23 protein-coding genes and 5 pseudogenes are annotated in these 19,964 nt (G+C 50.5%); 3 read left to right on the top strand and 25 right to left on the bottom strand.

Annotation, left to right across the window (positions count from 1 at the left end; translation table 11 throughout):
- Position 1: 1 nt before the first annotated feature.
- The 7 genes from ACWWJF_RS27685 to ACWWJF_RS27655 all read right to left on the bottom strand — a co-directional run bounded on the left by ACWWJF_RS27685 (position 2) and on the right by ACWWJF_RS27655 (position 5,083).
- Positions 2 to 601, bottom strand: coding sequence for an HK97 family phage prohead protease (locus tag ACWWJF_RS27685; protein ID WP_455871526.1), 600 nt, complete (start codon positions 599 to 601; stop codon positions 2 to 4).
- Entirely contained in the window at positions 594 to 1,823 is a 1,230-nt protein-coding gene (locus ACWWJF_RS27680) for a phage portal protein (RefSeq protein WP_455871525.1), read from the bottom strand. Before ACWWJF_RS27680 ends, ACWWJF_RS27685 begins: the two co-directional genes overlap by 8 nt.
- Positions 1,813 to 1,971: a hypothetical protein gene (locus ACWWJF_RS27675; RefSeq protein ID WP_455871524.1), complete on the bottom strand. Its 159-nt coding sequence runs from the start codon at positions 1,969 to 1,971 to the stop codon at positions 1,813 to 1,815. The genes ACWWJF_RS27680 and ACWWJF_RS27675 overlap by 11 nt, the downstream gene beginning before the upstream one ends.
- Positions 1,968 to 3,725 carry a terminase large subunit gene (locus ACWWJF_RS27670; protein ID WP_455871523.1) on the bottom strand — a complete coding sequence of 586 codons (1,758 nt, stop codon included), beginning with the start codon at positions 3,723 to 3,725 and terminating at the stop codon, positions 1,968 to 1,970. Before ACWWJF_RS27670 ends, ACWWJF_RS27675 begins: the two co-directional genes overlap by 4 nt.
- Positions 3,725 to 4,198 (bottom strand): phage terminase small subunit P27 family, encoded by a 474-nt coding sequence (locus ACWWJF_RS27665; RefSeq protein ID WP_455871522.1) that lies wholly within the window; start codon positions 4,196 to 4,198, stop codon positions 3,725 to 3,727. The genes ACWWJF_RS27670 and ACWWJF_RS27665 overlap by 1 nt, the downstream gene beginning before the upstream one ends.
- A gap of 168 nt (positions 4,199 to 4,366) precedes the next feature.
- Positions 4,367 to 4,717, bottom strand: a complete 351-nt coding sequence (locus tag ACWWJF_RS27660) for an HNH endonuclease (protein WP_455871521.1) — start codon at positions 4,715 to 4,717, stop codon at positions 4,367 to 4,369.
- 63 nt (positions 4,718 to 4,780) lie between these two features.
- Complete coding sequence (locus ACWWJF_RS27655; protein ID WP_455871520.1) at positions 4,781 to 5,083, bottom strand: hypothetical protein; 303 nt, start codon at positions 5,081 to 5,083, stop codon at positions 4,781 to 4,783.
- Between the two features lie 75 nt (positions 5,084 to 5,158).
- Between ACWWJF_RS27655 and ACWWJF_RS27650 the strand changes: the two genes are divergently transcribed.
- Entirely contained in the window at positions 5,159 to 6,082 is a 924-nt protein-coding gene (locus ACWWJF_RS27650; RefSeq protein ID WP_455871519.1) for an IS5 family transposase, read from the top strand.
- A 251-nt stretch (positions 6,083 to 6,333) separates the two neighbouring features.
- Here the strand turns inward: ACWWJF_RS27650 and ACWWJF_RS27645 are convergent.
- From ACWWJF_RS27645 to ACWWJF_RS27630, 4 genes and pseudogenes are all read right to left on the bottom strand, one after another.
- A pseudogene (locus tag ACWWJF_RS27645) lies at positions 6,334 to 7,506 on the bottom strand (IS3 family transposase).
- A 257-nt stretch (positions 7,507 to 7,763) separates the two neighbouring features.
- Positions 7,764 to 7,964 carry an Rz1-like lysis system protein LysC gene (gene lysC / locus ACWWJF_RS27640; RefSeq protein WP_455871518.1) on the bottom strand — a complete coding sequence of 67 codons (201 nt, stop codon included), beginning with the start codon at positions 7,962 to 7,964 and terminating at the stop codon, positions 7,764 to 7,766.
- Complete coding sequence (locus tag ACWWJF_RS27635) at positions 7,900 to 8,289, bottom strand: hypothetical protein (protein WP_455871517.1); 390 nt, start codon at positions 8,287 to 8,289, stop codon at positions 7,900 to 7,902. The genes lysC and ACWWJF_RS27635 overlap by 65 nt, the downstream gene beginning before the upstream one ends.
- Positions 8,286 to 8,681 (bottom strand): annotated as a pseudogene (locus ACWWJF_RS27630) (Rha family transcriptional regulator); the annotation flags it as partial. The gene ACWWJF_RS27635 and the pseudogene ACWWJF_RS27630, both read right to left, overlap by 4 nt.
- Positions 8,682 to 8,791: 110 nt before the next feature.
- On the opposite strand from ACWWJF_RS27630, the gene ACWWJF_RS27625 reads away from it, so the two are divergent.
- Positions 8,792 to 9,960, top strand: a protein-coding gene (locus ACWWJF_RS27625; RefSeq protein WP_455868400.1) for an IS3 family transposase whose coding sequence is annotated in 2 segments (ribosomal slippage) — positions 8,792 to 9,047 and positions 9,047 to 9,960 — 1,170 coding nt in all. Because the reading frame shifts where the segments join, the coding sequence is not laid out codon by codon here.
- An 82-nt stretch (positions 9,961 to 10,042) separates the two neighbouring features.
- Here the strand turns inward: ACWWJF_RS27625 and ACWWJF_RS27620 are convergent.
- The 6 genes from ACWWJF_RS27620 to ACWWJF_RS27595 form a co-directional block, all read right to left on the bottom strand.
- Positions 10,043 to 10,732, bottom strand: a complete 690-nt coding sequence (locus tag ACWWJF_RS27620) for a KilA-N domain-containing protein (RefSeq protein WP_455871579.1) — start codon at positions 10,730 to 10,732, stop codon at positions 10,043 to 10,045.
- A gap of 25 nt (positions 10,733 to 10,757) precedes the next feature.
- Positions 10,758 to 10,964, bottom strand: coding sequence for a hypothetical protein (locus ACWWJF_RS27615; RefSeq protein ID WP_455868342.1), 207 nt, complete (start codon positions 10,962 to 10,964; stop codon positions 10,758 to 10,760).
- 199 nt (positions 10,965 to 11,163) lie between these two features.
- Positions 11,164 to 11,613, bottom strand: a complete 450-nt coding sequence (locus tag ACWWJF_RS27610; RefSeq protein ID WP_455871516.1) for a lysozyme — start codon at positions 11,611 to 11,613, stop codon at positions 11,164 to 11,166.
- Between the two features lie 2 nt (positions 11,614 to 11,615).
- Positions 11,616 to 11,948 (bottom strand): phage holin, lambda family, encoded by a 333-nt coding sequence (locus ACWWJF_RS27605; RefSeq protein WP_455871515.1) that lies wholly within the window; start codon positions 11,946 to 11,948, stop codon positions 11,616 to 11,618.
- A gap of 89 nt (positions 11,949 to 12,037) precedes the next feature.
- Positions 12,038 to 12,262 carry a ricin-type beta-trefoil lectin domain protein gene (locus tag ACWWJF_RS27600; RefSeq protein WP_455871578.1) on the bottom strand — a complete coding sequence of 75 codons (225 nt, stop codon included), beginning with the start codon at positions 12,260 to 12,262 and terminating at the stop codon, positions 12,038 to 12,040.
- A gap of 116 nt (positions 12,263 to 12,378) precedes the next feature.
- Positions 12,379 to 13,302 carry an IS5 family transposase gene (locus ACWWJF_RS27595; protein WP_455868634.1) on the bottom strand — a complete coding sequence of 308 codons (924 nt, stop codon included), beginning with the start codon at positions 13,300 to 13,302 and terminating at the stop codon, positions 12,379 to 12,381.
- Positions 13,303 to 13,867: 565 nt separating this feature from the next.
- Here ACWWJF_RS27595 and ACWWJF_RS27590 point away from each other — a divergent pair.
- The gene (locus ACWWJF_RS27590) at positions 13,868 to 14,083 is read left to right on the top strand and encodes a YdiH family protein (protein WP_455871514.1); all 216 of its coding nucleotides are present in this window, start codon (positions 13,868 to 13,870) and stop codon (positions 14,081 to 14,083) included.
- Between the two features lie 527 nt (positions 14,084 to 14,610).
- Here ACWWJF_RS27590 and ACWWJF_RS27585 read toward each other — a convergent pair.
- The 8 genes and pseudogenes from ACWWJF_RS27585 to ACWWJF_RS27550 all read right to left on the bottom strand — a co-directional run.
- Positions 14,611 to 15,360, bottom strand: coding sequence for a BRO-N domain-containing protein (locus ACWWJF_RS27585; protein WP_455871513.1), 750 nt, complete (start codon positions 15,358 to 15,360; stop codon positions 14,611 to 14,613).
- Between the two features lie 371 nt (positions 15,361 to 15,731).
- Positions 15,732 to 15,881 carry a Hok/Gef family protein gene (locus ACWWJF_RS27580; RefSeq protein WP_455871512.1) on the bottom strand — a complete coding sequence of 50 codons (150 nt, stop codon included), beginning with the start codon at positions 15,879 to 15,881 and terminating at the stop codon, positions 15,732 to 15,734.
- Positions 15,882 to 16,057: 176 nt separating this feature from the next.
- Entirely contained in the window at positions 16,058 to 16,447 is a 390-nt protein-coding gene (locus ACWWJF_RS27575; RefSeq protein WP_455871511.1) for an antiterminator Q family protein, read from the bottom strand.
- A gap of 103 nt (positions 16,448 to 16,550) precedes the next feature.
- Positions 16,551 to 16,712 (bottom strand): hypothetical protein, encoded by a 162-nt coding sequence (locus ACWWJF_RS27570; RefSeq protein WP_455871510.1) that lies wholly within the window; start codon positions 16,710 to 16,712, stop codon positions 16,551 to 16,553.
- A gap of 135 nt (positions 16,713 to 16,847) precedes the next feature.
- Positions 16,848 to 17,669 (bottom strand): annotated as a pseudogene (locus ACWWJF_RS27565) (IS5 family transposase); the annotation flags it as partial.
- A 221-nt stretch (positions 17,670 to 17,890) separates the two neighbouring features.
- Entirely contained in the window at positions 17,891 to 18,292 is a 402-nt protein-coding gene (locus ACWWJF_RS27560) for a hypothetical protein (protein ID WP_455871509.1), read from the bottom strand.
- A pseudogene (locus tag ACWWJF_RS27555) lies at positions 18,243 to 19,659 on the bottom strand (DnaB-like helicase C-terminal domain-containing protein). Before ACWWJF_RS27555 ends, ACWWJF_RS27560 begins: the two are co-directional and overlap by 50 nt.
- Positions 19,649 to 19,964, bottom strand: a pseudogene (locus ACWWJF_RS27550) (DNA replication protein); the annotation flags it as partial. The pseudogenes ACWWJF_RS27555 and ACWWJF_RS27550, both read right to left, overlap by 11 nt.

Raw genomic sequence — 19,964 nt, 5'->3', positions numbered from 1 at the left:
CTCACGCATTTATCAAATTAAGGAGGCGCTCACGCGCCATTCTTTCGTTGATTGATTTCTGTAGCGCGCCACTATTGCGCGCCTCCAGCCATGCCTTCATAGATCGCAGCGCTGAATCTGCTTCCTGATAGGCGGGATAAGTCACAGGACTCACATCAAAAAGCCGTGAAACCTTGGTGATTTCACGAATAACGATCCCCTCTTCGTCCTCGTACCAGTGTTCACCGTCGCGGGCGACGCGAAACGCAAAAGACGACTGGCTGATATCCCCCCGAGCCATCGGAGCCAGCACTAAATCGCGGATCGTCTGCGTATCGGGAGCGGTAATGTCATAGCGCAACCCTTTATCATCAACAGCCACAGACAGCGTTCCTGCTGTGGAGCGGCCCAAAATAAAATTGGCGTCATGGTTGAACAACGCTCGCACATCATCGTTCAGCACATCATCAAATGCCCCCGGCTTGATAATTTCCCGAAAACCCCACAGCGGCTCGGATCGGGAATTGAAAACAGAGCCGTAGCCGATGATGTGCACTGGCCCGTCCCCTGCTTGCTCCGAGCGAACTTCGCCGCTATAGCAACGCAATTCACGATCATTCATTGGTGTTATCCCCATCATCATTTTTCGTGGTTTTAAAATCGCTGGCAGGGTTGGCAGCATTAACGCTCACCAGCATTTCATCCAGCCCATCCACAGAGTTCATGTCTTCAAAGGCACGGGCTTCGTTACGACTCATCCAGCCGTCAGTAATAGCAAAGTGATAGAACTGTGCACGCTCTTGCGGGGTACCGCGAAGAAGTCCGGTCAGATTAAACCGCACGTAATACCCGGCTGCGCGTTCTGAGCGGGTAAACAAGCGCCGGTTTAGCTCCTGCTCCCAGTTCGTCACCCAGGGCATCATTGTGTAGCGCACAAACTGAATGGCCTGCTCGGAGATATTAGAGAAAGTCGCCTTTTCAAGATCGTTAATCATGTGCGCGGGTACGTTATATATCCCGGCGATCATCGAGCGATTGAGCTTCAGCATGTCGATGATCTGGGCATCGACCGGAGAAATGGTCAGCGCTTTATAGTCAAGGTCAGCAGGCAGCAGCATAGTTTTATTTTCCTGGCTGCGCAGCATGGCAGTGGCCTTCTGCCACTGGTCTTTCAGCCACCCCCAGCTGTCTTTATTCATTGGCCCTTTAACCGACACGATCCCGACAGGGCGGGCATTTCCACTGAAGAAATTTTCGGTATATTTCTGCCCACTCATGCCCATGCCGATGGTTTCAGCATGCTGTAGCACAGGGCTGACGCCCATCTTCTGATCGTTGCCCAGCGCCCGAATATGCACCATATCGTCCGGACTAATAGCAAATGAACCTTCGTCGTTATAAACACCGTATGTGTAGCGGCCGCCGGTATTCAGCAGCGTTGTTTCCCATGGCATGCACGCTTCAAGCTTGATAACTTCGCCTCTGCGATTGCGCTTTACGTGGGTATAGCCATTACCCCAACCGAGGATATGGCGCTGTTTCAGCTCGCGCCATTTGTAGCTGGTCTGCCAGTCGTTCGGCTCATCATGTACCAGGTGAAAAACAGGATGATCTCGCGCTGGCTCCACCTTGTTCTCTGATTTGCGCATCACATGCAGTGGCATCTGCGCAATGTTTGATGAAATGACGTAGATACAGGCATAAACCGCAGCCAGTTTCATGGCCGTTTCGGGACTCACAAAAACGTCACGGCCAAAAATATTGTCTGTTTCTGCTGAGTCGCAGGAAATGGGTGTTGCTGGATTCTCCAGCGGTTCGGAACGAAACAAGGTATCAAGCAGCATGCTTCCCCCTTGCGGCCATCAGCGCAAAAAACAGCAACAGGACACCACTCAGCATCAAGGCTGTGGATAACCCAAATTGCAGATACACGCCAGCAGTGAGCGAACCGAAACCGGCTAGCCCGAGAACATCAGTAATCAGTGATTTCATAGCATCAACAGGTCTTCATCAGGATCGAGCGTTGAAAGGAAGTCGATTTCATTACCACCATTGACCAGTAGCCGACTCATCGCAGTAAACAATGCGGCGGGTCCATCGATTTTGGCTTCCGGGGTCGATTTGTTGGGGAAAATGTTGTCGTTTTTATCCGGCTTAACCGTGACGTTCGACATCATCCAGTTCATGACCGGGTGATTGCTGTGGTGGAAGCGTTCACCGTAGACCAGCGCCTCTACCTCTTTCATTGATTCAGAGAAGTTGCGGACTGTCTGAGGCACTTCAACGATGGGCACCCCATCCTCGGCCAGCGCCAGACTAAACTGTGTGGCGCTCCACGGGTCAAACCCTGTTTCTTTTAAGTTTTCACCACCAATCCACTCAGTAAGATCACTCTTAATCTGAGCATGGTCGATCACGTCACCGTCAGTCAGCGCTAACTTGCCGAGATCGGCCCACTTGCGATACATCTGCGCCATTTGTGCAGAGCATCGCTCCAACCGCCCTTCGGGTAACCAGAACTTAAAATCAGCATGCACATGGCCGTTATTTGCCCGCCAGAGTTTGACGGCGGCACAAATATCGATTTTATGCGCCAGATCGACACCCACCCACATCGGGTAGGTCTTCAGTTCGTGTTGAGGGGCAAGGTATTCACATTTTTCCCACTTAATCATGTCCATCCAGGCAGACTCAGCGGTCACCCAGATATTCATGTGCTTTGTGAAAAAGTTAACGCGGGCAGAAACCTGCTCTTTGGCTTTCTTAGCCAGTCGCCGCAGGTCGTCCCAGCGCTTACAAATACCCAGACCGGGATTGGCTTTCTGCCAGACGGTCTCATCAAAGGGATCATCGTCTTTATCCAGGGTGTAGATAATGGCAAAAAATGTATCGTCCTTTACTGCTCCCTCGACTTGGCTGTCAAATCCATGCAACACCTTGATCGCGTAATCGCGCAGCTCGTAACAGATACCTTCCTTGTTAAACCCCGCCGTGGTGATGCCAAATAACAGTGATTGCAGGCGGGCACCGGTTGCCGTCTCCAGAACGTCCCACACATCACGGGTTTTGTGCGCGTGCAACTCATCGACAATGCCACAATGAATATTGAGGCCGTCGAGATTGTTAGCATCCGATGAAAGCGGCTCAAATTTCGATGCCGTTTGCTCCTGATAAATAGCCAGCTTGTTGAATTCAAACAACCTGCCGAGCGTCGCCTTGGCCTTTTTGACCATGTTTTTCGCGTCTTCAAACACTATGCGTGCCTGATCGCGCGTTGTGGCCGCTGAATAGACCTCTGCGCCCCCTTCACTGTCTGCACCGGTCATATACAATCCGATGCCAGACGAAAGGGTTGATTTGGCGTTTTTCCGCGCTACTTCGTTGTAAGCGGTACGAAAGCGGCGCACCATCACCGGGCGTCCGCTGCCATCGTTGCGTAACACGACCTCGCCAGTCTGTTCATCCACTAGGGGGATAACGAAACCGAAGATGTTGATCAGGATAAACACATGCCAGCCCATCAGTTCGATAGGCTGACCGGCCAGATTGCCCTTAACGTGTGGCACTAACTTATAAAAATTGAGGATGTGCTGCGCGCGTAGCTCGCTGAAATAAATATTGCGTTCTTCACCGTGTTTTAGATCATCCAGAAAGCGCTGGCATGCCAGGCGCACGTACTGGCAGGCAATAACATCCCCCGCCACGACACGTTCAGCGTAGCGAATACCATCAGCAACTTTAGCCATTAATCCCTCGCGTTAAGAAATTCAGCAAGAGGATCACTCTCGCTCGGATTACCCGCATTTACTTTTGAGCGACTGGATGGGGTCATGCCGAACTCAGCCTGCATTTTGCAAACCCGCTTCCAGGCGTCAGCCATCATTGCCACTTGAGGGTGAGGACGGATCATTACGCTGCCATCAGCAGAGGTCGTTTTGTAAGAATCTCCCTCCTGATCGATAACATCACGGTGACGTCGCCATTCGATATAAGCACCAACCAATAATTCAAGGGCCATGCCATCAAGCACAGTGATCACCCCGATGCTGTCGAGGCGTTCACCCAAAACCTTAAACCAGTATTTTTCCTGCTTGTTGAAATGCTTCGGTGTTGGGGGAACCCCTTTTGTCGGTTGCGGCTCATTTTTGTTGATCGGGCGTTTTGATGGGTTACCCCTCACCAAACGTAGATGGGTCGGGGTTTTCGGTGGCCCGGACATAATTGAAAACTCCTATTAATAACGCGGTGGGGATACCCATAAAAAGGTTTCTAACCTGCGGCGATGTGAAGAAAGGATGGGCGGCGGTACTGGAGCGGCAGGGCTGTAGAGATTTCCCCTCCCCCCTACCCCCTACCCCCTACCCCCTCCTCTTGATGAGAATTGGTATCATTTGAGTCGTTCACGTCCTGTTTTCGAGCGATGGCAGGGCCAGCAAAGCGATTCAAGATTGCTATCATCATCGGTACCCCCATGTACCTTAGCTTTGATGTGGTCAACCGTCTTGGCTTCAACGGCTCGTCCGTTGCGTAGGCATTCCTGACACAGATGATTGTCACGCTTCAGGATGCGAGCGCGAATGATGTCCCACGGGCGACCATAACCACGTTCATGCCTGCTCTTGCCTTGTTGGTGTTGCTGCCAACCTTCATGCCTATGCTTCTCGCAGTAGCCTGAGCGATCAGTTGTTGTGCCTGGGCAACCACGCTTACGGCAGGCACGAGGTATTAACGCTGGCATGAGAGACCCTATAAAACAAAAGCCCGGCAGATGCCAGGCGCTAATGGACAGATACAACAAAAGCTATTCGCTCTTTATTAGTTTTACAGGCTTCTCACCCGCTTCAGGACACCAGTTGTTGTATTCGTGAACCGTGCGCATTAATTCGCCGTCATACTTACCGACCTTATCAACCAACTCGGCAAGTAGTTGAGGATCAAACTCTACAATCTCAGGCGGAGTGCGATTGATATTCCCCTTCTGATGCAGGCGGTAAACAGCAGAACGCAGAGCACTGATTGCTTCCATGCGTTTAGCGTGAAGCGCTTTGATTTTTTCGCTCAGTATTTTACAGCGTCCGATAGCTTCATAATTCAACGCAGACATGGCTTTGTTGAATAAATAGAACTTTTAGGTGAGCGTCTGCTCAGATCAGTACCGTCATTTCAACATCTGCACACCATGGCAAAGCAAAAATTTAAAATCACCAACTGGTCCACGTACAACAAAGCTCTCAAGCTGCGCGGGTCTCTGACGATATGGCTGGATGAGTCGGCCGTTGCTACATGGACGAAGAAAACAACGCCTGAACGTCGTGGTCGGCCGCTTCACTACTCAGATATGGCTATCACCACGGTTCTGATGATGAAACCCGTGTTTGGCCTTTCAATAAGGGCTTTACAGGGCTTCGTTGACTCCATTTTTAAACTGATGGGGCTGCCGCTAAGATGCCCAGACTACTCGCTGCTCAGCAAGCGAGCAAAGACAGTTAAAATCAGCATAAAAACGCCGACCCGTGGTGAAATCTCACATCTGGTCATTGACGGAACCGGCCTGAAGGTCTTTGGCGAAGGCGAATGGAAAGTCCGGCAGCATGGTGCCGACAGACGGAGGGTGTGGCTTAAGCTGCATATCGCCGCAGACAGTGTAACGCATGAGATTATCTGTGCTGACTTATCGCTCAGCGGTACGACGGATGCTCAGGCCCTACCCGCTCTGATAAACCAGACCCACCGGAAAATCAGGGAAGCGTCGGCTGATGGCGCTTACGATACCCGCTACTGTCATGATGCGCTGCTGAGGAAGAAGATAAGGCCTCTTATTGCTCCACGACGTGGGGCGCAATACTGGCCAGACCGATACCATGAGCGTAACCACGCGGTTGCGAATCAGCGTCTAAGCGGTAGTAACGATGTCTGGAAAAAGAAAGTGGGTTATCATCGACGCTCAGTGGCTGAAACAGCGATATTCCGGTTCAAAACGCTTCTGGGCGCTCATCTAAGTCTACGTGACTATGATGCGCAGGTAGGTGAGGCAATGGCGATGGTCAAAGCGCTTAACAAAATGACGCTGTTAGGAATGCCGAACAGCATCCGGATCGCATAACAATCGATCTGCTAGGGGAGCAGTAGTCACAAGTTCTGATTTATTCAACAAAGCCACGTTAATGCTGTCATTGCGTTTACCTTTTTTATCTTGCTTTTTTAAACAGTTAAATATAGAGAGGGTTAACTGTCTTTTTTACGCATATAGCAGAAGCTTTAATACCTTGTATCTCTTTAAATGCGTCTTCAAATTTTCTTTTTGCCTGCTCACAAGCTTCTTCATCAAGAAACTCATGAGTAGTAATGTAGTGGTCAACTAATATTGGCCACCGCATTAGACTGTATGTAGAACAGTCGCTCAGATTCGTTTGGAGTTAAGCCGCCGTTATACCAGTGAGGCCGGATAGCGCTGTAATACCCCGTGATGTAGCGGATAATCGCGTCCTGGGCTTCGCTGAAGCTGTTGTAACCCTTTGTCGGCACCCATTCTGTCTTCAGGCTGCGGAAGAACCGCTCCATTGGCGCATTATCCCAGCAGTTACCCCGCCGACTCATACTCTGCTTTATCCGGCAGCGCCACAGGGCTTGCCGGTATTGACGGCTGGTATAGTGGCTGCCCTGGTCGCTGTGGAACATGACTCCTGTTGGTTGTCCCCGGAGTTCCCAGGCCATCTGCAACGCTTTAACTGTCAGCGCCGAGTCCGGCGACGTCGACATGGCCCAGCCCACCGGTTTGCGGGCGAACAGGTCTAGCACCACCGCAAGGTAAGCCCAGCATTTGCCCGTCCAGATGTAGGTCACATCGCCGCACCAGACCTGATCCGGCGCGGTAACCGCGAACTGGCGGTTGAGATAGTTCGGTATTTCAACGTGTTCATTGCCGCCGCGTTTGTATTTGTGAGCCGGTCGCTGGCAGCTAGCGATACCCAGCTCCTTCATCAGCTTGCCAGCCAGCCAGCCAGCGCCCCATTTTGACACCAGAGCTGCCGGTGACGATGGTCGCGATACTTCGAGCGCCGGCAGAGCCGCCGCTGGCGTTCCAGGCTTCCATGACGCGGCGACACTTAACCACGCGCTCACCGTCGGGTTCATTAGCGGAAGCCTGCCAGTGCCTGTAGCTGCTGCGATGTACCTCAAAAGTTTGGCACAACGCCGTGACCGGGTATCGCGCCCTCAGCCTGTCGACTACCGTGAACCGTTGAGTGAGTCCGACATTAAGAGCGCCGTAGCCTTTTTTAGGATTTCGTTCTCCATTTCAAGGCATTGGACTTTTTTCTTCATCTCACGCAGCTCGAGCTGTTCAGGGGTAAGAGGAAGTCCCGTTGGCGTTTTTCCCTGTCGTTCAAGGCGAAGCTTATTGACCCAGCGACTAATGGCAGAATGGCTGACATTAACCGCCTCTGCGGCCTTAACGTATGTGTAGCCGTGGTCGACAACCAGCTTTGCGGCTTCGAGCTTAAATTCCGCCGTAAAATGTTTACCCATGAGGTCACCTGTCGTGTTGATGAGGTGAGCATATCACCTCCGATCAGGTGGCCAGTATCAGTGTGCCACTACATAATAGCAGCAAAACCCGCTGAATATAAAGAAAGAATCAAAATAGAATTAGTGCCCATAATCAATCTCCTAAGATATATTTATTTTTAGTTGTTTACATTCAATGATTAACAAATTTTAATTTTTATCCAGTAATAGAAACCCGCTATTTTTGAAAAGTTATATTTACCTCCCCTTAATTAATTTTATTTTCGCATTGCCTCAATCTGTCTCAGCGCCGCCTTATCCTGATTGCATATTTCCAGCGCCAGCAGCAGCTTCTCGTTGAGTATCACGCTGTCGCCCCAAGTCATGTTTTCCGGGATAACCGGCGGTGGGCAATCATCGAGCAGTGTGGCCGGTATCGGCGCGGGCGGGATGGGCAGGTATCTGGTCTGCGTGCGCACGCATCCGCTTAACAGCCCCGACAGGCACAGGCAGACGAGCACAGCGCTCAGGCGTAATGGCCTCACGTATCTGGATAATGCGGGGCTGGAAATTCTGCACCGCGTGCTGATGTGCATTCTGTGTCGCTCCAGCTATCTGGTTGAACAGCGCTACCGCCTGTTCATAGTGGATAAACTGTGCGCGGGCGGCGTCACGCTCGGCGACCAGCGATTGATTCAACTGCTGCAGCCGAGTGATTTCGACGTGCTGGACCCTCACCGCGATAGCGAGCGCAATCATCGTCGTGAACATCGCGGCGAGTGCAAAGAGTTTCCAGCGCATCATGCTGCCAGTCGGTGCTGTTCTTCAATCAACGGTTGGCGATGGTTTTTGTTAAATATTCCCATCAGCATGGCCTTGCGTTGCTCAAAGTCCCATCCCATGCCAATGAATACCGTGTTGGCGCGTTGCAGTTCGGTAATGCAGTGGATCTGCTCTGGCGTTAGATAGTCACGGATGGATTCTTTCTTGCCGATATCGTGATAGACGCGGAACCTGGCCGCCGTCATATCCAAAGCGATGCGGTTAATCAGGTCAGCTTCGTTGCTGAAGTGATGTGGGGCAATCGTCTTGCCATGTGCCTCGCGCTCGTGCTTGATAGCATCGGTCATTGGCTTGTATTCGAGACGAGCCATATCACGGTACGAAATACGTATCTGCTCTTTGGCAACGGCTGCATCAAACGTGCGTATAACATGAAGGTGGAATTTGGGGTGTAGTGGCACACTGATACTGGCCACCTGATCGGAGGTGATATGCTCACCTCATCAACACGACAGGTGACCTCATGGGTAAACATTTTACGGCGGAATTTAAGCTCGAAGCCGCAAAGCTGGTTGTCGACCACGGCTACACATACGTTAAGGCCGCAGAGGCGGTTAATGTCAGCCATTCTGCCATTAGTCGCTGGGTCAATAAGCTTCGCCTTGAACGACAGGGAAAAACGCCAACGGGACTTCCTCTTACCCCTGAACAGCTCGAGCTGCGTGAGATGAAGAAAAAAGTCCAATGCCTTGAAATGGAGAACGAAATCCTAAAAAAGGCTACGGCGCTCTTAATGTCGGACTCACTCAACGGTTCACGGTAGTCGACAGGCTGAGGGCGCGATACCCGGTCACGGCGTTGTGCCAAACTTTTGAGGTACATCGCAGCAGCTACAGGCACTGGCAGGCTTCCGCTAATGAACCCGACGGTGAGCGCGTGGTTAAGTGTAGTCGCGTCATGGAAGCCTGGAACGCCAGCGGCGGCTCTGCCGGCGCTCGAAGTATCGCGACCATCGTCACCGGCAGCTCTGGTGTCAAAATGGGGCGCTGGCTGGCTGGCAAGCTGATGAAGGAGCTGGGTATCGCTAGCTGCCAGCGACCGGCTCACAAATACAAACGCGGCGGCAATGAACACGTTGAAATACCGAACTATCTCAACCGCCAGTTCGCGGTTACCGCGCCGGATCAGGTCTGGTGCGGCGATGTGACCTACATCTGGACGGGCAAATGCTGGGCTTACCTTGCGGTGGTGCTAGACCTGTTCGCCCGCAAACCGGTGGGCTGGGCCATGTCGACGTCGCCGGACTCGGCGCTGACAGTTAAAGCGTTGCAGATGGCCTGGGAACTCCGGGGACAACCAACAGGAGTCATGTTCCACAGCGACCAGGGCAGCCACTATACCAGCCGTCAATACCGGCAAGCCCTGTGGCGCTGCCGGATAAAGCAGAGTATGAGTCGGCGGGGTAACTGCTGGGATAATGCGCCAATGGAGCGGTTCTTCCGCAGCCTGAAGACAGAATGGGTGCCGACAAAGGGTTACAACAGCTTCAGCGAAGCCCAGGACGCGATTATCCGCTACATCACGGGGTATTACAGCGCTATCCGGCCTCACTGGTATAACGGCGGCTTAACTCCAAACGAATCTGAGCGACTGTTCTACATACAGTCTAATGCGGTGGCCAATATTAGTTGACCACTACATTCGGTGCGCGGGGATATTGCGGACACAAAACGGCCCGGATTAATCGAGCCTCAACGTTTCTCTTTTTGTCATACTAAGCCGCCAGTCGGTGTTGTTCTTCAATCAGTGGTTGACGGTGATTGCGATCAAACATTCCTTTCAGCACTTCTTTTCTGTGCTCAAAGTCCCAAGCCATGCTGATGAACACCGTGTTTGCGCGCTGTAATTCGGTAATGCAGTGAATCTGCTCAGGGGTCAGGTAGTCGCGGATACTCTCCTGCTTACCTATTTCGTGATGAACACGGAATTTAGCCGCCGTCATATCAAGTGCTATCCGGTTAATCAGGTCGGCCTCGTTGCTGAAATGGTGTGGGGCAATCTGCTTTTCCTGAGACTCGCGCTCATGCTTGATAGCGTCAGTCATTGGCTTGTACTCAAGGCGTGCTGTATCTCGATACGACATGCGGATCTTTTCTTTAGCAGCCAAGGCATCAAAGGTGCGAATGAACTTAAGATTAAACTCTGGGCTAATCCACATTGCGTAGGAATAAACTAATTCCTTACATACGAATGTTCCTTGATTTTTACCACCCTTTATGGTCGTTACGGGAATCCCCGTATCGCTCAATAAATTGATGAGGTCCTTGGTTTGTTTAAGACGCATCCAATCATGCGGATCATTACGGCGTTCCGAGCCAGCAGCCTTATGTAAATCATTCAGGCAATAGCGACCATCCTTGTCTTGCTTAACGGCAACATCAGAAATTACTAATTGCATATCGATATTTCCTATAGAAAACGAGCCTGTCTCACAGAAAAGCCGCCCGAGAGAGGTTGCCACCACCTTGACTTCTTTCAACCATACGGATTTCAAATCCGAGTGGCCCGAACTCTTCCAGATCGGCTTTATTGTGGTCAACAAGCTTGATGATGGTGTCATGATCTTTCTTAACACCTTCAGCAATCGCCATAGTATTCGCTACAAGATCAAGTTTCTTTATTTCCACTAATTGCATCACTATTTCCTTTTGGTGATAGAGCCTGCCTCGCAGACATGAGTGGCCCAAGAGTGGTTAGCGATGAAACCGCCACTCTGTCTCAGGCTCATATCCCGAAAGACTCTTGGTTGATGCGCACGAGGATGCGCAGGCGAAAAAAGCCCTGGACGATGCCAAGGCTCATTGAGTTGGATTAATGGGTTACAAACGCTTTAATTCAGTTATTAATCACTGATTCAAACAGGGCTTTCTCTTCCTGGCGGCGCTTAATCAAGCCGGGCAGCGGTAATTTTTTACCCTTGACGGTGACATGGCACCATTTGGGAAACTCTGCCGCTGCACCAGAGTAATCACCTTCATTCAGCTTCTTAAGCAACGTCGAAGTGCCAAAAGCCCCGATGCCGATATTGAAAACCAGTGAACACAATGCATCAAACTGATTCTGGCTCACCGGCACGGTTATCAAGGCATTCAGCTCTTCAACCACGGCGTCGATATCGTCACGCAGAAAAGTGTCCGCCTGCGCTGGCGTAATAACACCCTCTGCCTTGGCGCCGGTGGTATGCCCGTAGCCGACAGTCCATTTTTCAGCGCTGCAGTGATAGGCATTGAGCTTAATGCCCTCAAACGCCTTTATCCGTGCTAATCCTTGCGAACTCATTTGCATCGTTACTTCAGATCCCTATGTCGTGTAAACGCCTTTATGCGCTCACGGATATAATCTGTTCCCACATAACCGATATAAACCGCCAAGACTTCTGGCGCAGCGGTAGGCAATGACCAGGTAAAGATATCTTCGACCAGGCTCAATAAGGGTTTGACAAAGAATGCCAGGGCACTGCATGACAACGCATCGAATAAGCGTCGACTCCATGAACTTTTGCCACACGCGTTGCGCAAAAAAGAAAACAAGGCCGCCAGCGTCGCATAGCCAAATTCCGTCTGATAACGTTGTATCCAGTTGATAAAGGCGTACCAGAATGCAGGCTCTTTTTCAGGCATATTGACGGCTTACTTAGGGCGGATTTTAAACAAAACAGTAACGAAAAAGGCCACCCTAAGGCAGCCTTCATCTCATCATGGGTTGTGGGTTACTGAGGCAGTTTCCAATACTGAGCCGGCGAGCCGTTACAGGACGCCACTTTCAATTGCTTGTTTAACCCTTGAGTGGTAAGACATTTTCCGGTCACCACATTTTTCAACTCAGTTCCTGCGTTAACCCCCCTTTTCCACTGCTGCTTGCCGTCACCAATACGGCATCTTTTTAACGCCACTGTGCTACCGCCCCTGTCCTCTAAACACATGCCATTTTGCAGCTCAATATAATAGACCGTGATAATTTCTTCTGGCTGAGACGGTTGCGATGGGCAAGGCGACAGAGGCTTTGTTGAATAAATCAGAACTTGTAACGACTGTGCCCCCAGGTCGATTGTTACGTGATGCGAATACTGTTCGGCATTCCTAATAGCGTGATCCGGTTAAGCGCTTTGACCATCGCCATGGCTTCACCCACCTGAGCATCGTAGTCACGCAGACTTAGATGACCACCCAGAAGCGTTTTGAACCGGAACATGGCCGTTTCAGCCACTGAGCGTCGGTGATAGCCCACTTTCTTTTTCCAGGTATCGTTGCTGCCGCTCAGGCGCTGATTTGCAACAGCGTGGTTACGCTCGTGGTAGTGGTCCGGCCAATATTGCGCCCCCCTTCGCGGCGGGATAAGCGGCCTTATTTTCTTCCTCAGCAGAGCATCATGGCAGTAACCTGTATCGTAAGCGCCGTCAGCCGATGCCTCTCTGATTTTCCGGTGGGTCTGGTTTATCAGTGCCGGTAGAGCCTGGGCATCAGTCGTACCACTGAGCGACAAATCCGCACAGATAATCTCATGCGTCGCACTGTCTACTGCCAGATGCAGCTTACGCCACACCCTGCGTCTGTCGGCACCATGCTGCCGGACTTTCCATTCGCCTTCGCCAAAGACCTTCAGGCCGGTTCCATCAATGACCAGATGTGAGATTTCACCACGGGTTGGCGTTTTTATGCTGATGTTCACTGTCTTTGCTCGCTTGCTGAGCAGCGAATAGTCTGGACAATGCAGCGACAATTTAATCAGTTTAAAAATCGAGTCAACAAAACCCTGTAAAGCCCTCAATGAAAGGCCAAACACGCGTTTCATCATCAGGACTGTGGTGATGGCCATATCTGAGTAGTGGAGCGGTCGTCCACGCCGTTCAGTAGTCGTTTTTTCCGTCCATGCAGCAATGGCTGATTCATCTAGCCATACGGTTAGAGAACCGCGCTGCTTGAGGGCCTTGTTATAGGAGGGCCAGTTAGTGATTTTAAAATTTTGTTTTGCCATGGAGACCTGATGTTGAAACAACTATGGTGATCTGATCCGATGATTACCCAAACTTTCTATTTATTCAACAAAGCCGGCGACAGAATGCTACTATGATTATCTGCACTTGCTACTGCGCAATTACGACCATTCGCTATTGAGATAAAACCCGATTTGACCGTTTGGGTCACGGTGTGAACCTGTGCTCCCGTCATTATATTTTCGGTGACATCAGATGCGACCAAGGCGCTAAAAGACACCGGCACCGAGAGGCAGAGACAGGTAGTCAGTATTGCCAGTTTCATATTTTTTCATTGCAATTTTCCTTATGTTAATGTGTTTAATGAAACTCCGTCAGTGTATAAAAAATCACCACGGAGGCACGCAGTAAGGCTTCAGCTTTAGGCGGAGCCGGTGGTGTATTTTTCCATAGATTTCATCGCTCCACCTCGTCTAGGGTGGCTGTCGGTCAGAAAAAAGGCCACGCCGGAGCGTAGCCTTGAAAAATGCGTCAAACACGAATTATGCTTAACTTGAGTTACCAGTACTTATCAGACTGCCTACCCATAACGACAAGGACATCGCCATGAACAATAAACCAACAGCCCGCCAACTTGCTTTTGAATATCTTCGCAGACTGTCCGAGGAGCTAAGCCCTACCGATTACCTGAAGAAATTTGAACAATTGGAATCAGAATTCAGCACATTACTTCACTCATCAGGCTCCAATGATAAAACAACAGGGCTTTGTGAGTTTCTGTCGCGCTTCTGTCCAAAATGCAAAACTAATAGTCAGCGCTGAAACCTTTAGATCGAGTAGGAGGCGGGATCACTCCCGCCGTCCTCTCACAACACCGTACGTGCGGTTCCGCATACGGCGTTTCATTTACAACACTGGAACTGTCTGTGCAACTCCAGCAGTGATAACAGGCCTGCGCGTTTCAGCATTTTGCCTTCAGCTTCCTTAAGATCTCACCTCGCGATGAGCACCCTTGCCGTTCGGCTAACACTTCCCCTTGCCGGGTGTGTAGAGGACTTTCACCTCCAAGTCGCCCTTTGACCACCACGGTCAAGGGACAGCGCCCGTCAAGGCGCTACGCGCCATGCCCGGCGCACAAAAGAAAAGCCCCGGCATTAACCGGGGCCTTATCGCACATCTGTGCAAAACTGATATGGACGGGACAACAAGTCAGATGTGCAACGTGATGATTTTATTGAGCAATCAGTCACTATCAATAGGCAAAAGCCCCAACCAAAGTCGAGGCTATAAGCTTGATACCTTGATGGCATCCTTACCATGATATTGCGTTTTTTACGTACGTAAACACCTTATTGGCGATAAAGTAAATCTTTTACGCCGGACTCGCATAACTTATCCAGCGCGAGCATGCCGTCGCGTTCATTGTCCTGAAATTCCAGCATTTGGCCTTTCATCTTTTCGATCATCGACTCCATGTTGCCACGCCGCCTGACTACCGAGCGGATAACCTCTTTCTCGAAGTCGTAGACTACCGAGTTAAATCTCGATGTCACTTTCAACAGCCTGCGACATTCTTCACCGAGAGCTGGCAAATCATTTACTGAGAAGGGTTCCGGTGATGGTCTACCGGTTACAGAGCGCAGGCAATGCCATACACCAGCATTCCACGCCCTCTCGAACTTCATGCCATTGGTCATTAGCCAGACAAGGCGAGTAAGGTTGCTCATATCGTTAGGTGACAATGGGTCTACTACTGCGTTTCTCTCGTAGCTGCCCGTCTTACGGATTGTTGGTAAAACCTCGTTGAATACCCAATCCTGAAATTGCTTGGCTTCTGGCTTATTGCTACGGAAAATGACTCGGTAGAGGTTGGGTTCGTTAACAAAGGTAAGTTGTTGCTTACCGCCTTTTGTAGGGGTGTATGTTTTACATATACCCTTTTCGTCAAGCTGAGCCGAAAGCTGGCTCACGTTCTTGATGTCCAGAACTTCGCATACATCTTTCAGGCAAAACCACGGATTATTGCCGATCATCTGAAGGCGTACATCATGAGTTTCATGGAATGAAAATGCGATAGGTTTTATAGCCAATGCTGACATGATAATTCTCCTAATGTTGAATTATCACCACCGTCAGTTGCAAATCTTAGGGTGGTGAGCTTTGCGAGGTTTGCAATACCGGGGAGAATCAACCGGCGCAGATTTCTCTGCCCCCGCACAGCCCACCATAATTTGGATACGACCGTGCTTTGCGCATAAAAAAACCGCTAACGCGGCTTATGCGCGATTCTCTCTATCCGGGTTGCAAATCCCGACAACCGATTTTGCGGCTGCACAGGGAATATAGCCCCGGATATCTGTTTGTGTCAATGTTTGTGGGGTGGGGGTTGGAAGAAGGAAAGGCGGGCGGGTGCATTGAGGCTGACGGCGACAACAAAGAGTTGGTGGGGACTTCTCCCCACCGGTTGCTCTTACTTAGGTTCGTAATCCATGAATACAGCAACCTCCGCGTGTCCGGTTCGGAGCCTTACCTCACAGAGGTCTTTTCTCGTCACCAGAATGACGGCAACTGCCGCCGCTATCACGATAGTGGCGATCAGAATCGCCGTTTGCTGCTTCATGGTTGCTTCTCTTGCCTTTCGGCGCGTAAGAGGCTACCTTTATGTTGTCGAGACATGAAAGGGCCTCAAGTTGATGTTAAAGTCACTTGGGGCTTTTCTCTTTCTGCCATCGGCTAATGCTTAAGGCAGAAAGCCTCAAGCACCCGACTGGATAGTATTACCATCACAGGCACTTATCAAGCTGGCACCTCACGCCCGACATATTTATCCATTTCAAGCCTGATATCCAGCGCCATCAGGTAGCCATCAATGACTCCCTCGGCGTTCTGCAACTTCTTTCCTATGTGTCCATCAGAGCAATGGTGATCACTAGCCAGTTGCATAAATGTTTTCCCAAATACGTAGTAATCAAACAGCAGGTTATGGGCCACTGGATGCTTAGTGTGTAACCCAGCCATTACGTTAGAAATAATCAACCCATCTTCATCGCAACACTGAATGCGACTCCGAACCCTTGACGGAATGAGACCGGAAAAGCCAGCGGCGATAGGAGGCCAGTAAACATCCTCCCGATTATCTGCCGCCCATGCCCCCCAGCGTTCCATAACCTGCTTTATGTCTCTCATTTGGCTTTCCTCCGCGTTGGAGCTGCATCCCAACTCTGATAGCTGGTTGGCTGTACTTGAGGGGTGATTGGGGTGAAGAGGTTGAGGATGTAGTTGATCAGCTTCATGCAATCATCCTCCACAACGTCACCGGCCACAGGCAGCCCCAGAAGATGGCGCAAAGGGCTAGGTATTCTTTTTTTCCACCCTCTTTAAGCTTTGTGTGAATCCATCCCGACATCATTCCTGCCATGAATAAGTAAATAACCACCGCGATGATAATCATGCGTCACCCCCTGTGTTTACCGTGCCGAACCTGTCCTGCCGTGTGGTATACGAGACCTCTCCTTTTGCTTTATCTTCACGCAGCACATGTAGCCGGTGACGGAACTGCGTATGTAGTGGCCAATATTAGTTGACCACTACAATGACCACCCAGAAGCGTTTTGAACCGGAACATGGCCGTTTCAGCCACTGAGCGTCGGTGATAGCCCACTTTATTTTTCCAGGTATCCTTGCTGCCGCTCAGGCGCTGATTTGCAACAGCGTGGTTACGCTCGTGGTAGTGGTCCGGCCAATATTGCGCCCCCCTTCGCGGCGGGATAAGCGGCCTTATTTTCTTCCTCAGCAGAGCATCATGGCAGTAACCTGTATCGTAAACGCCGTCAGCCGATGCCTCTCTGATTTTCCGGTGGGTCTGGTTTATCAGTGCCGGTAGAGCCTGGGCATCAGTCGTACCACTGAGCGACAAATCCGCACAGATAATCTCATGCGTCGCACTGTCTACTGCCAGATGCAGCTTACGCCACACCCTGCGTCTGTCGGCACCATGCTGCCGGACTTTCCATTCGCCTTCGCCAAAGACCTTCAGGCCGGTTCCATCAATGACCAGATGTGAGATTTCACCACGGGTTGGCGTTTTTATGCTGATGTTCACTGTCTTTGCTCGCTTGCTGAGCAGCGAATAGTCTGGACAATGCAGCGACAATTTAATCAGTTTAAAAATCGAGTCAACAAAACCCTGTAAAGCCCTCAATGAAAGGCCAAACACGCGTTTCATCATCAGGACTGTGGTGATGGCCATATCTGAGTAGTGGAGCGGTCGTCCACGCCGTTCAGTAGTCGTTTTTTCCGTCCATGCAGCAATGGCTGATTCATCTAGCCATACGGTTAGAGAACCGCGCTGCTTGAGGGCCTTGTTATAGGAGGGCCAGTTAGTGATTTTAAAATTTTGTTTTGCCATGGAGACCTGATGTTGAAACAACTATGGTGATCTGATCCGATGATTAACCAAACTTTCTATTTATTCAACAAAGCCGCTGCCCCTCCAGTGAAACTGCGGATCCTGGCAACTTAAAATCATGCAGTTAGGCCGTGTAAGAAAACGGCACACCTAGGGTGACAAGAATTTTCTGCCAAAACGAGTATGGCAAAACAGCATGATTCCCTATTATTCAACAAAGCCTATTCATCAGCGTATTTCCCGTACCACCACCCATCACCGCCGTCCGTTAGTGGGATTCTCCGCGGCCCCGTCTCATTAAAAACGCTAATTGAGCAAGAGAACGAACCTTGTTTTGAGTTTATTTTTATCCCATCATCCATTTTTCCGATGCGTATTATTTTTCTATCCTCATCGATTTGGATATCTACAGATTGACCTCGCAATCCAGTGTCGAGAGAAATATAACCTCCGGTTGCGCCAGAGGGTGTTTTCCTGATGGTCAGGGTCTGGCTCAATGGTTTTTTACCATTACCGTAGCCAGTTCTGTTTATTTGCGATACGAAAGCCATATCACTCCTCCTGTTTGTTTGCCTACCAACCACCGCCGCCTTTTTTGGCGTATGGTTTTTGGTTTTCTTCACGCTTTTCGCGCTTCTTGCGTTCCGCGGCTTGGTCGCAGTCGTAAATAGCACCGTTCCGTTGTTCAGTGAAAACAACGCCCGTCCTACCGTGACGATTTAACCGTAACAGTAATTCAGTTGCTGACTGGTTGGCGTTCTCGTCGTATGCACCTTCACGATAAATGCCTAGCCAGTAGTCACAATCCTGCTCTATCTGTCCGGTATCGCGTGAATCGCTCGGTAACGGCCGCTTGTTGATTCTTTTTCAAGGTCGCGGTTAAGTTGGGTAAGCAGCACGACAACGCAATTCAACTCTTTCGCCAACGCCTTCAGACCCTTCGTGATAATCCCGTAGGCCAAATCATTACGTTCGGCTTTTTCGGCTTTCATCAGGGTCAGGTAGTCAACCAGAATCATACCCACCACACCACGCTCACGCTTGATACGGCGACTTTCTGCAACGATGTGAGCCAGTGGTAAGCCCGGGGCGTCATCGATAAACAGGTTATTACTCTCGGCAACCTCTGCGCCCTTGACTAGAGCTAACGCAAATTGGCTATCGTCATACCCATCAAGATAAAAATTTGATGAACACACACCAGATGCCTGAGATACTGATTTTTCAACAATCTGTTCCTCTGGCATCTCAAGACTAAATGCGATTGTTGGCAGCTTTTCATTCATCGCGCAGTTAAGTGCAATTTGTGTGTACAGGGTCGTTTTTTTCCCATTTTTGGCCTTGCCCCAACAACAAAAAGAGAACCCTTCACTACCCGCTTCGGCTCCAGCATGTCATCCAGAGATTTAATCCCTGTCGTCAACCCAATCGCTGATGGATCCCTGGTTAATCGCTTTTCAACAACGTTAGCCCAGCGCTCAAACGCATCAGCGAACGGAACCGCACACCTTGTTACGCCTGATTTCGTCTTAGCATCCAACTGCATCGCCAGCGCCTGAAACTGTTCCAACTTTTCAGCGGTGGTCATTCCGTTGCGCGCGTAGAGGATTTCCAACGCTTTGTTGGCTTGCTCAATGGCGTAGCGCTCCATGGCTTTCTCACGTACCACATTGGCGTAGGTTACGATGTTTGCCGCACTTGGCGTTGAACGCTGCGTTTCTGCCAGATACGCAAACCCGCCGATGTGCTCAAGGTCACCAGAGCTTTCCAACTGTTCAGATAACGTCAGCAGGTCTAACGTCTTTCGCCCGGTGTTCATGCCCTGCATGGCACGGTAGATTACAGCATGCTGCCGGTTGTAAAACGCATCCGGCTTCAGGAAGGAAAAAACCTTCTGAGCACGGTCGCTTTGTGCGTCCAGCAGCAGCCCACCGATAACCGATTGCTCAGCTTCAATGCTGCTTGGCGGGACAAGGTAATCAGCGGTCATTGTCATCATGGCCCCCTTCCCTGACTTTCAGGTACGTGTTGTCGTTGAGGTAAAACTCGAAATCACGCTTGCGCCATGTGGTCCCGGTTTTCTGGTTAGGTCGGCTTTCCAGCATCCAGCGGCAGTTTAGCGAGATGTATCCGAGATACTCCCGCCACGCTTCGATAGTGAATGGCTTGTTGTCCAGCTTGCGAGTGATAACCCCGCCTTCTTCCAGAAGGTGCGGATCAGGTTTTTACGCTTCTCGCTTAGCAGCCGAATGCTTGGCGCTTCTGGAAGAATTTCGTGGTAGGCATCAACAACGT

Source organism: Symbiopectobacterium sp. Eva_TO, assembly GCF_053848865.1.
The sequence above is the reverse complement of the archived record's forward strand: the minus strand, read 5'-3'. Positions and strand labels throughout refer to the sequence as shown.

Bases quoted from the DNA above. Each gene is read 5' to 3' on its own strand.
- ACWWJF_RS27685 (WP_455871526.1), bottom strand. From the start codon at position 601: ATGAATGATCGTGAATTGCGTTGCTATAGCGGCGAAGTTCGCTCGGAG.
- ACWWJF_RS27680 (WP_455871525.1), bottom strand. From the start codon at position 1,823: ATGCTGCTTGATACCTTGTTTCGTTCCGAACCGCTGGAGAATCCAGCA.
- ACWWJF_RS27675 (WP_455871524.1), bottom strand. From the start codon at position 1,971: ATGAAATCACTGATTACTGATGTTCTCGGGCTAGCCGGTTTCGGTTCG.
- ACWWJF_RS27670 (WP_455871523.1), bottom strand. From the start codon at position 3,725: ATGGCTAAAGTTGCTGATGGTATTCGCTACGCTGAACGTGTCGTGGCG.
- ACWWJF_RS27665 (WP_455871522.1), bottom strand. From the start codon at position 4,198: ATGTCCGGGCCACCGAAAACCCCGACCCATCTACGTTTGGTGAGGGGT.
- ACWWJF_RS27660 (WP_455871521.1), bottom strand. From the start codon at position 4,717: ATGCCAGCGTTAATACCTCGTGCCTGCCGTAAGCGTGGTTGCCCAGGC.
- ACWWJF_RS27655 (WP_455871520.1), bottom strand. From the start codon at position 5,083: ATGTCTGCGTTGAATTATGAAGCTATCGGACGCTGTAAAATACTGAGC.
- ACWWJF_RS27650 (WP_455871519.1), top strand. From the start codon at position 5,159: ATGGCAAAGCAAAAATTTAAAATCACCAACTGGTCCACGTACAACAAA.
- ACWWJF_RS27635 (WP_455871517.1), bottom strand. From the start codon at position 8,289: ATGATGCGCTGGAAACTCTTTGCACTCGCCGCGATGTTCACGACGATG.
- ACWWJF_RS27615 (WP_455868342.1), bottom strand. From the start codon at position 10,964: ATGCAATTAGTGGAAATAAAGAAACTTGATCTTGTAGCGAATACTATG.
- ACWWJF_RS27610 (WP_455871516.1), bottom strand. From the start codon at position 11,613: ATGCAAATGAGTTCGCAAGGATTAGCACGGATAAAGGCGTTTGAGGGC.
- ACWWJF_RS27605 (WP_455871515.1), bottom strand. From the start codon at position 11,948: ATGCCTGAAAAAGAGCCTGCATTCTGGTACGCCTTTATCAACTGGATA.
- ACWWJF_RS27595 (WP_455868634.1), bottom strand. From the start codon at position 13,302: ATGGCAAAACAAAATTTTAAAATCACTAACTGGCCCTCCTATAACAAG.
- ACWWJF_RS27590 (WP_455871514.1), top strand. From the start codon at position 13,868: ATGAACAATAAACCAACAGCCCGCCAACTTGCTTTTGAATATCTTCGC.
- ACWWJF_RS27585 (WP_455871513.1), bottom strand. From the start codon at position 15,360: ATGTCAGCATTGGCTATAAAACCTATCGCATTTTCATTCCATGAAACT.
- ACWWJF_RS27580 (WP_455871512.1), bottom strand. From the start codon at position 15,881: ATGAAGCAGCAAACGGCGATTCTGATCGCCACTATCGTGATAGCGGCG.
- ACWWJF_RS27575 (WP_455871511.1), bottom strand. From the start codon at position 16,447: ATGAGAGACATAAAGCAGGTTATGGAACGCTGGGGGGCATGGGCGGCA.
- ACWWJF_RS27570 (WP_455871510.1), bottom strand. From the start codon at position 16,712: ATGATTATCATCGCGGTGGTTATTTACTTATTCATGGCAGGAATGATG.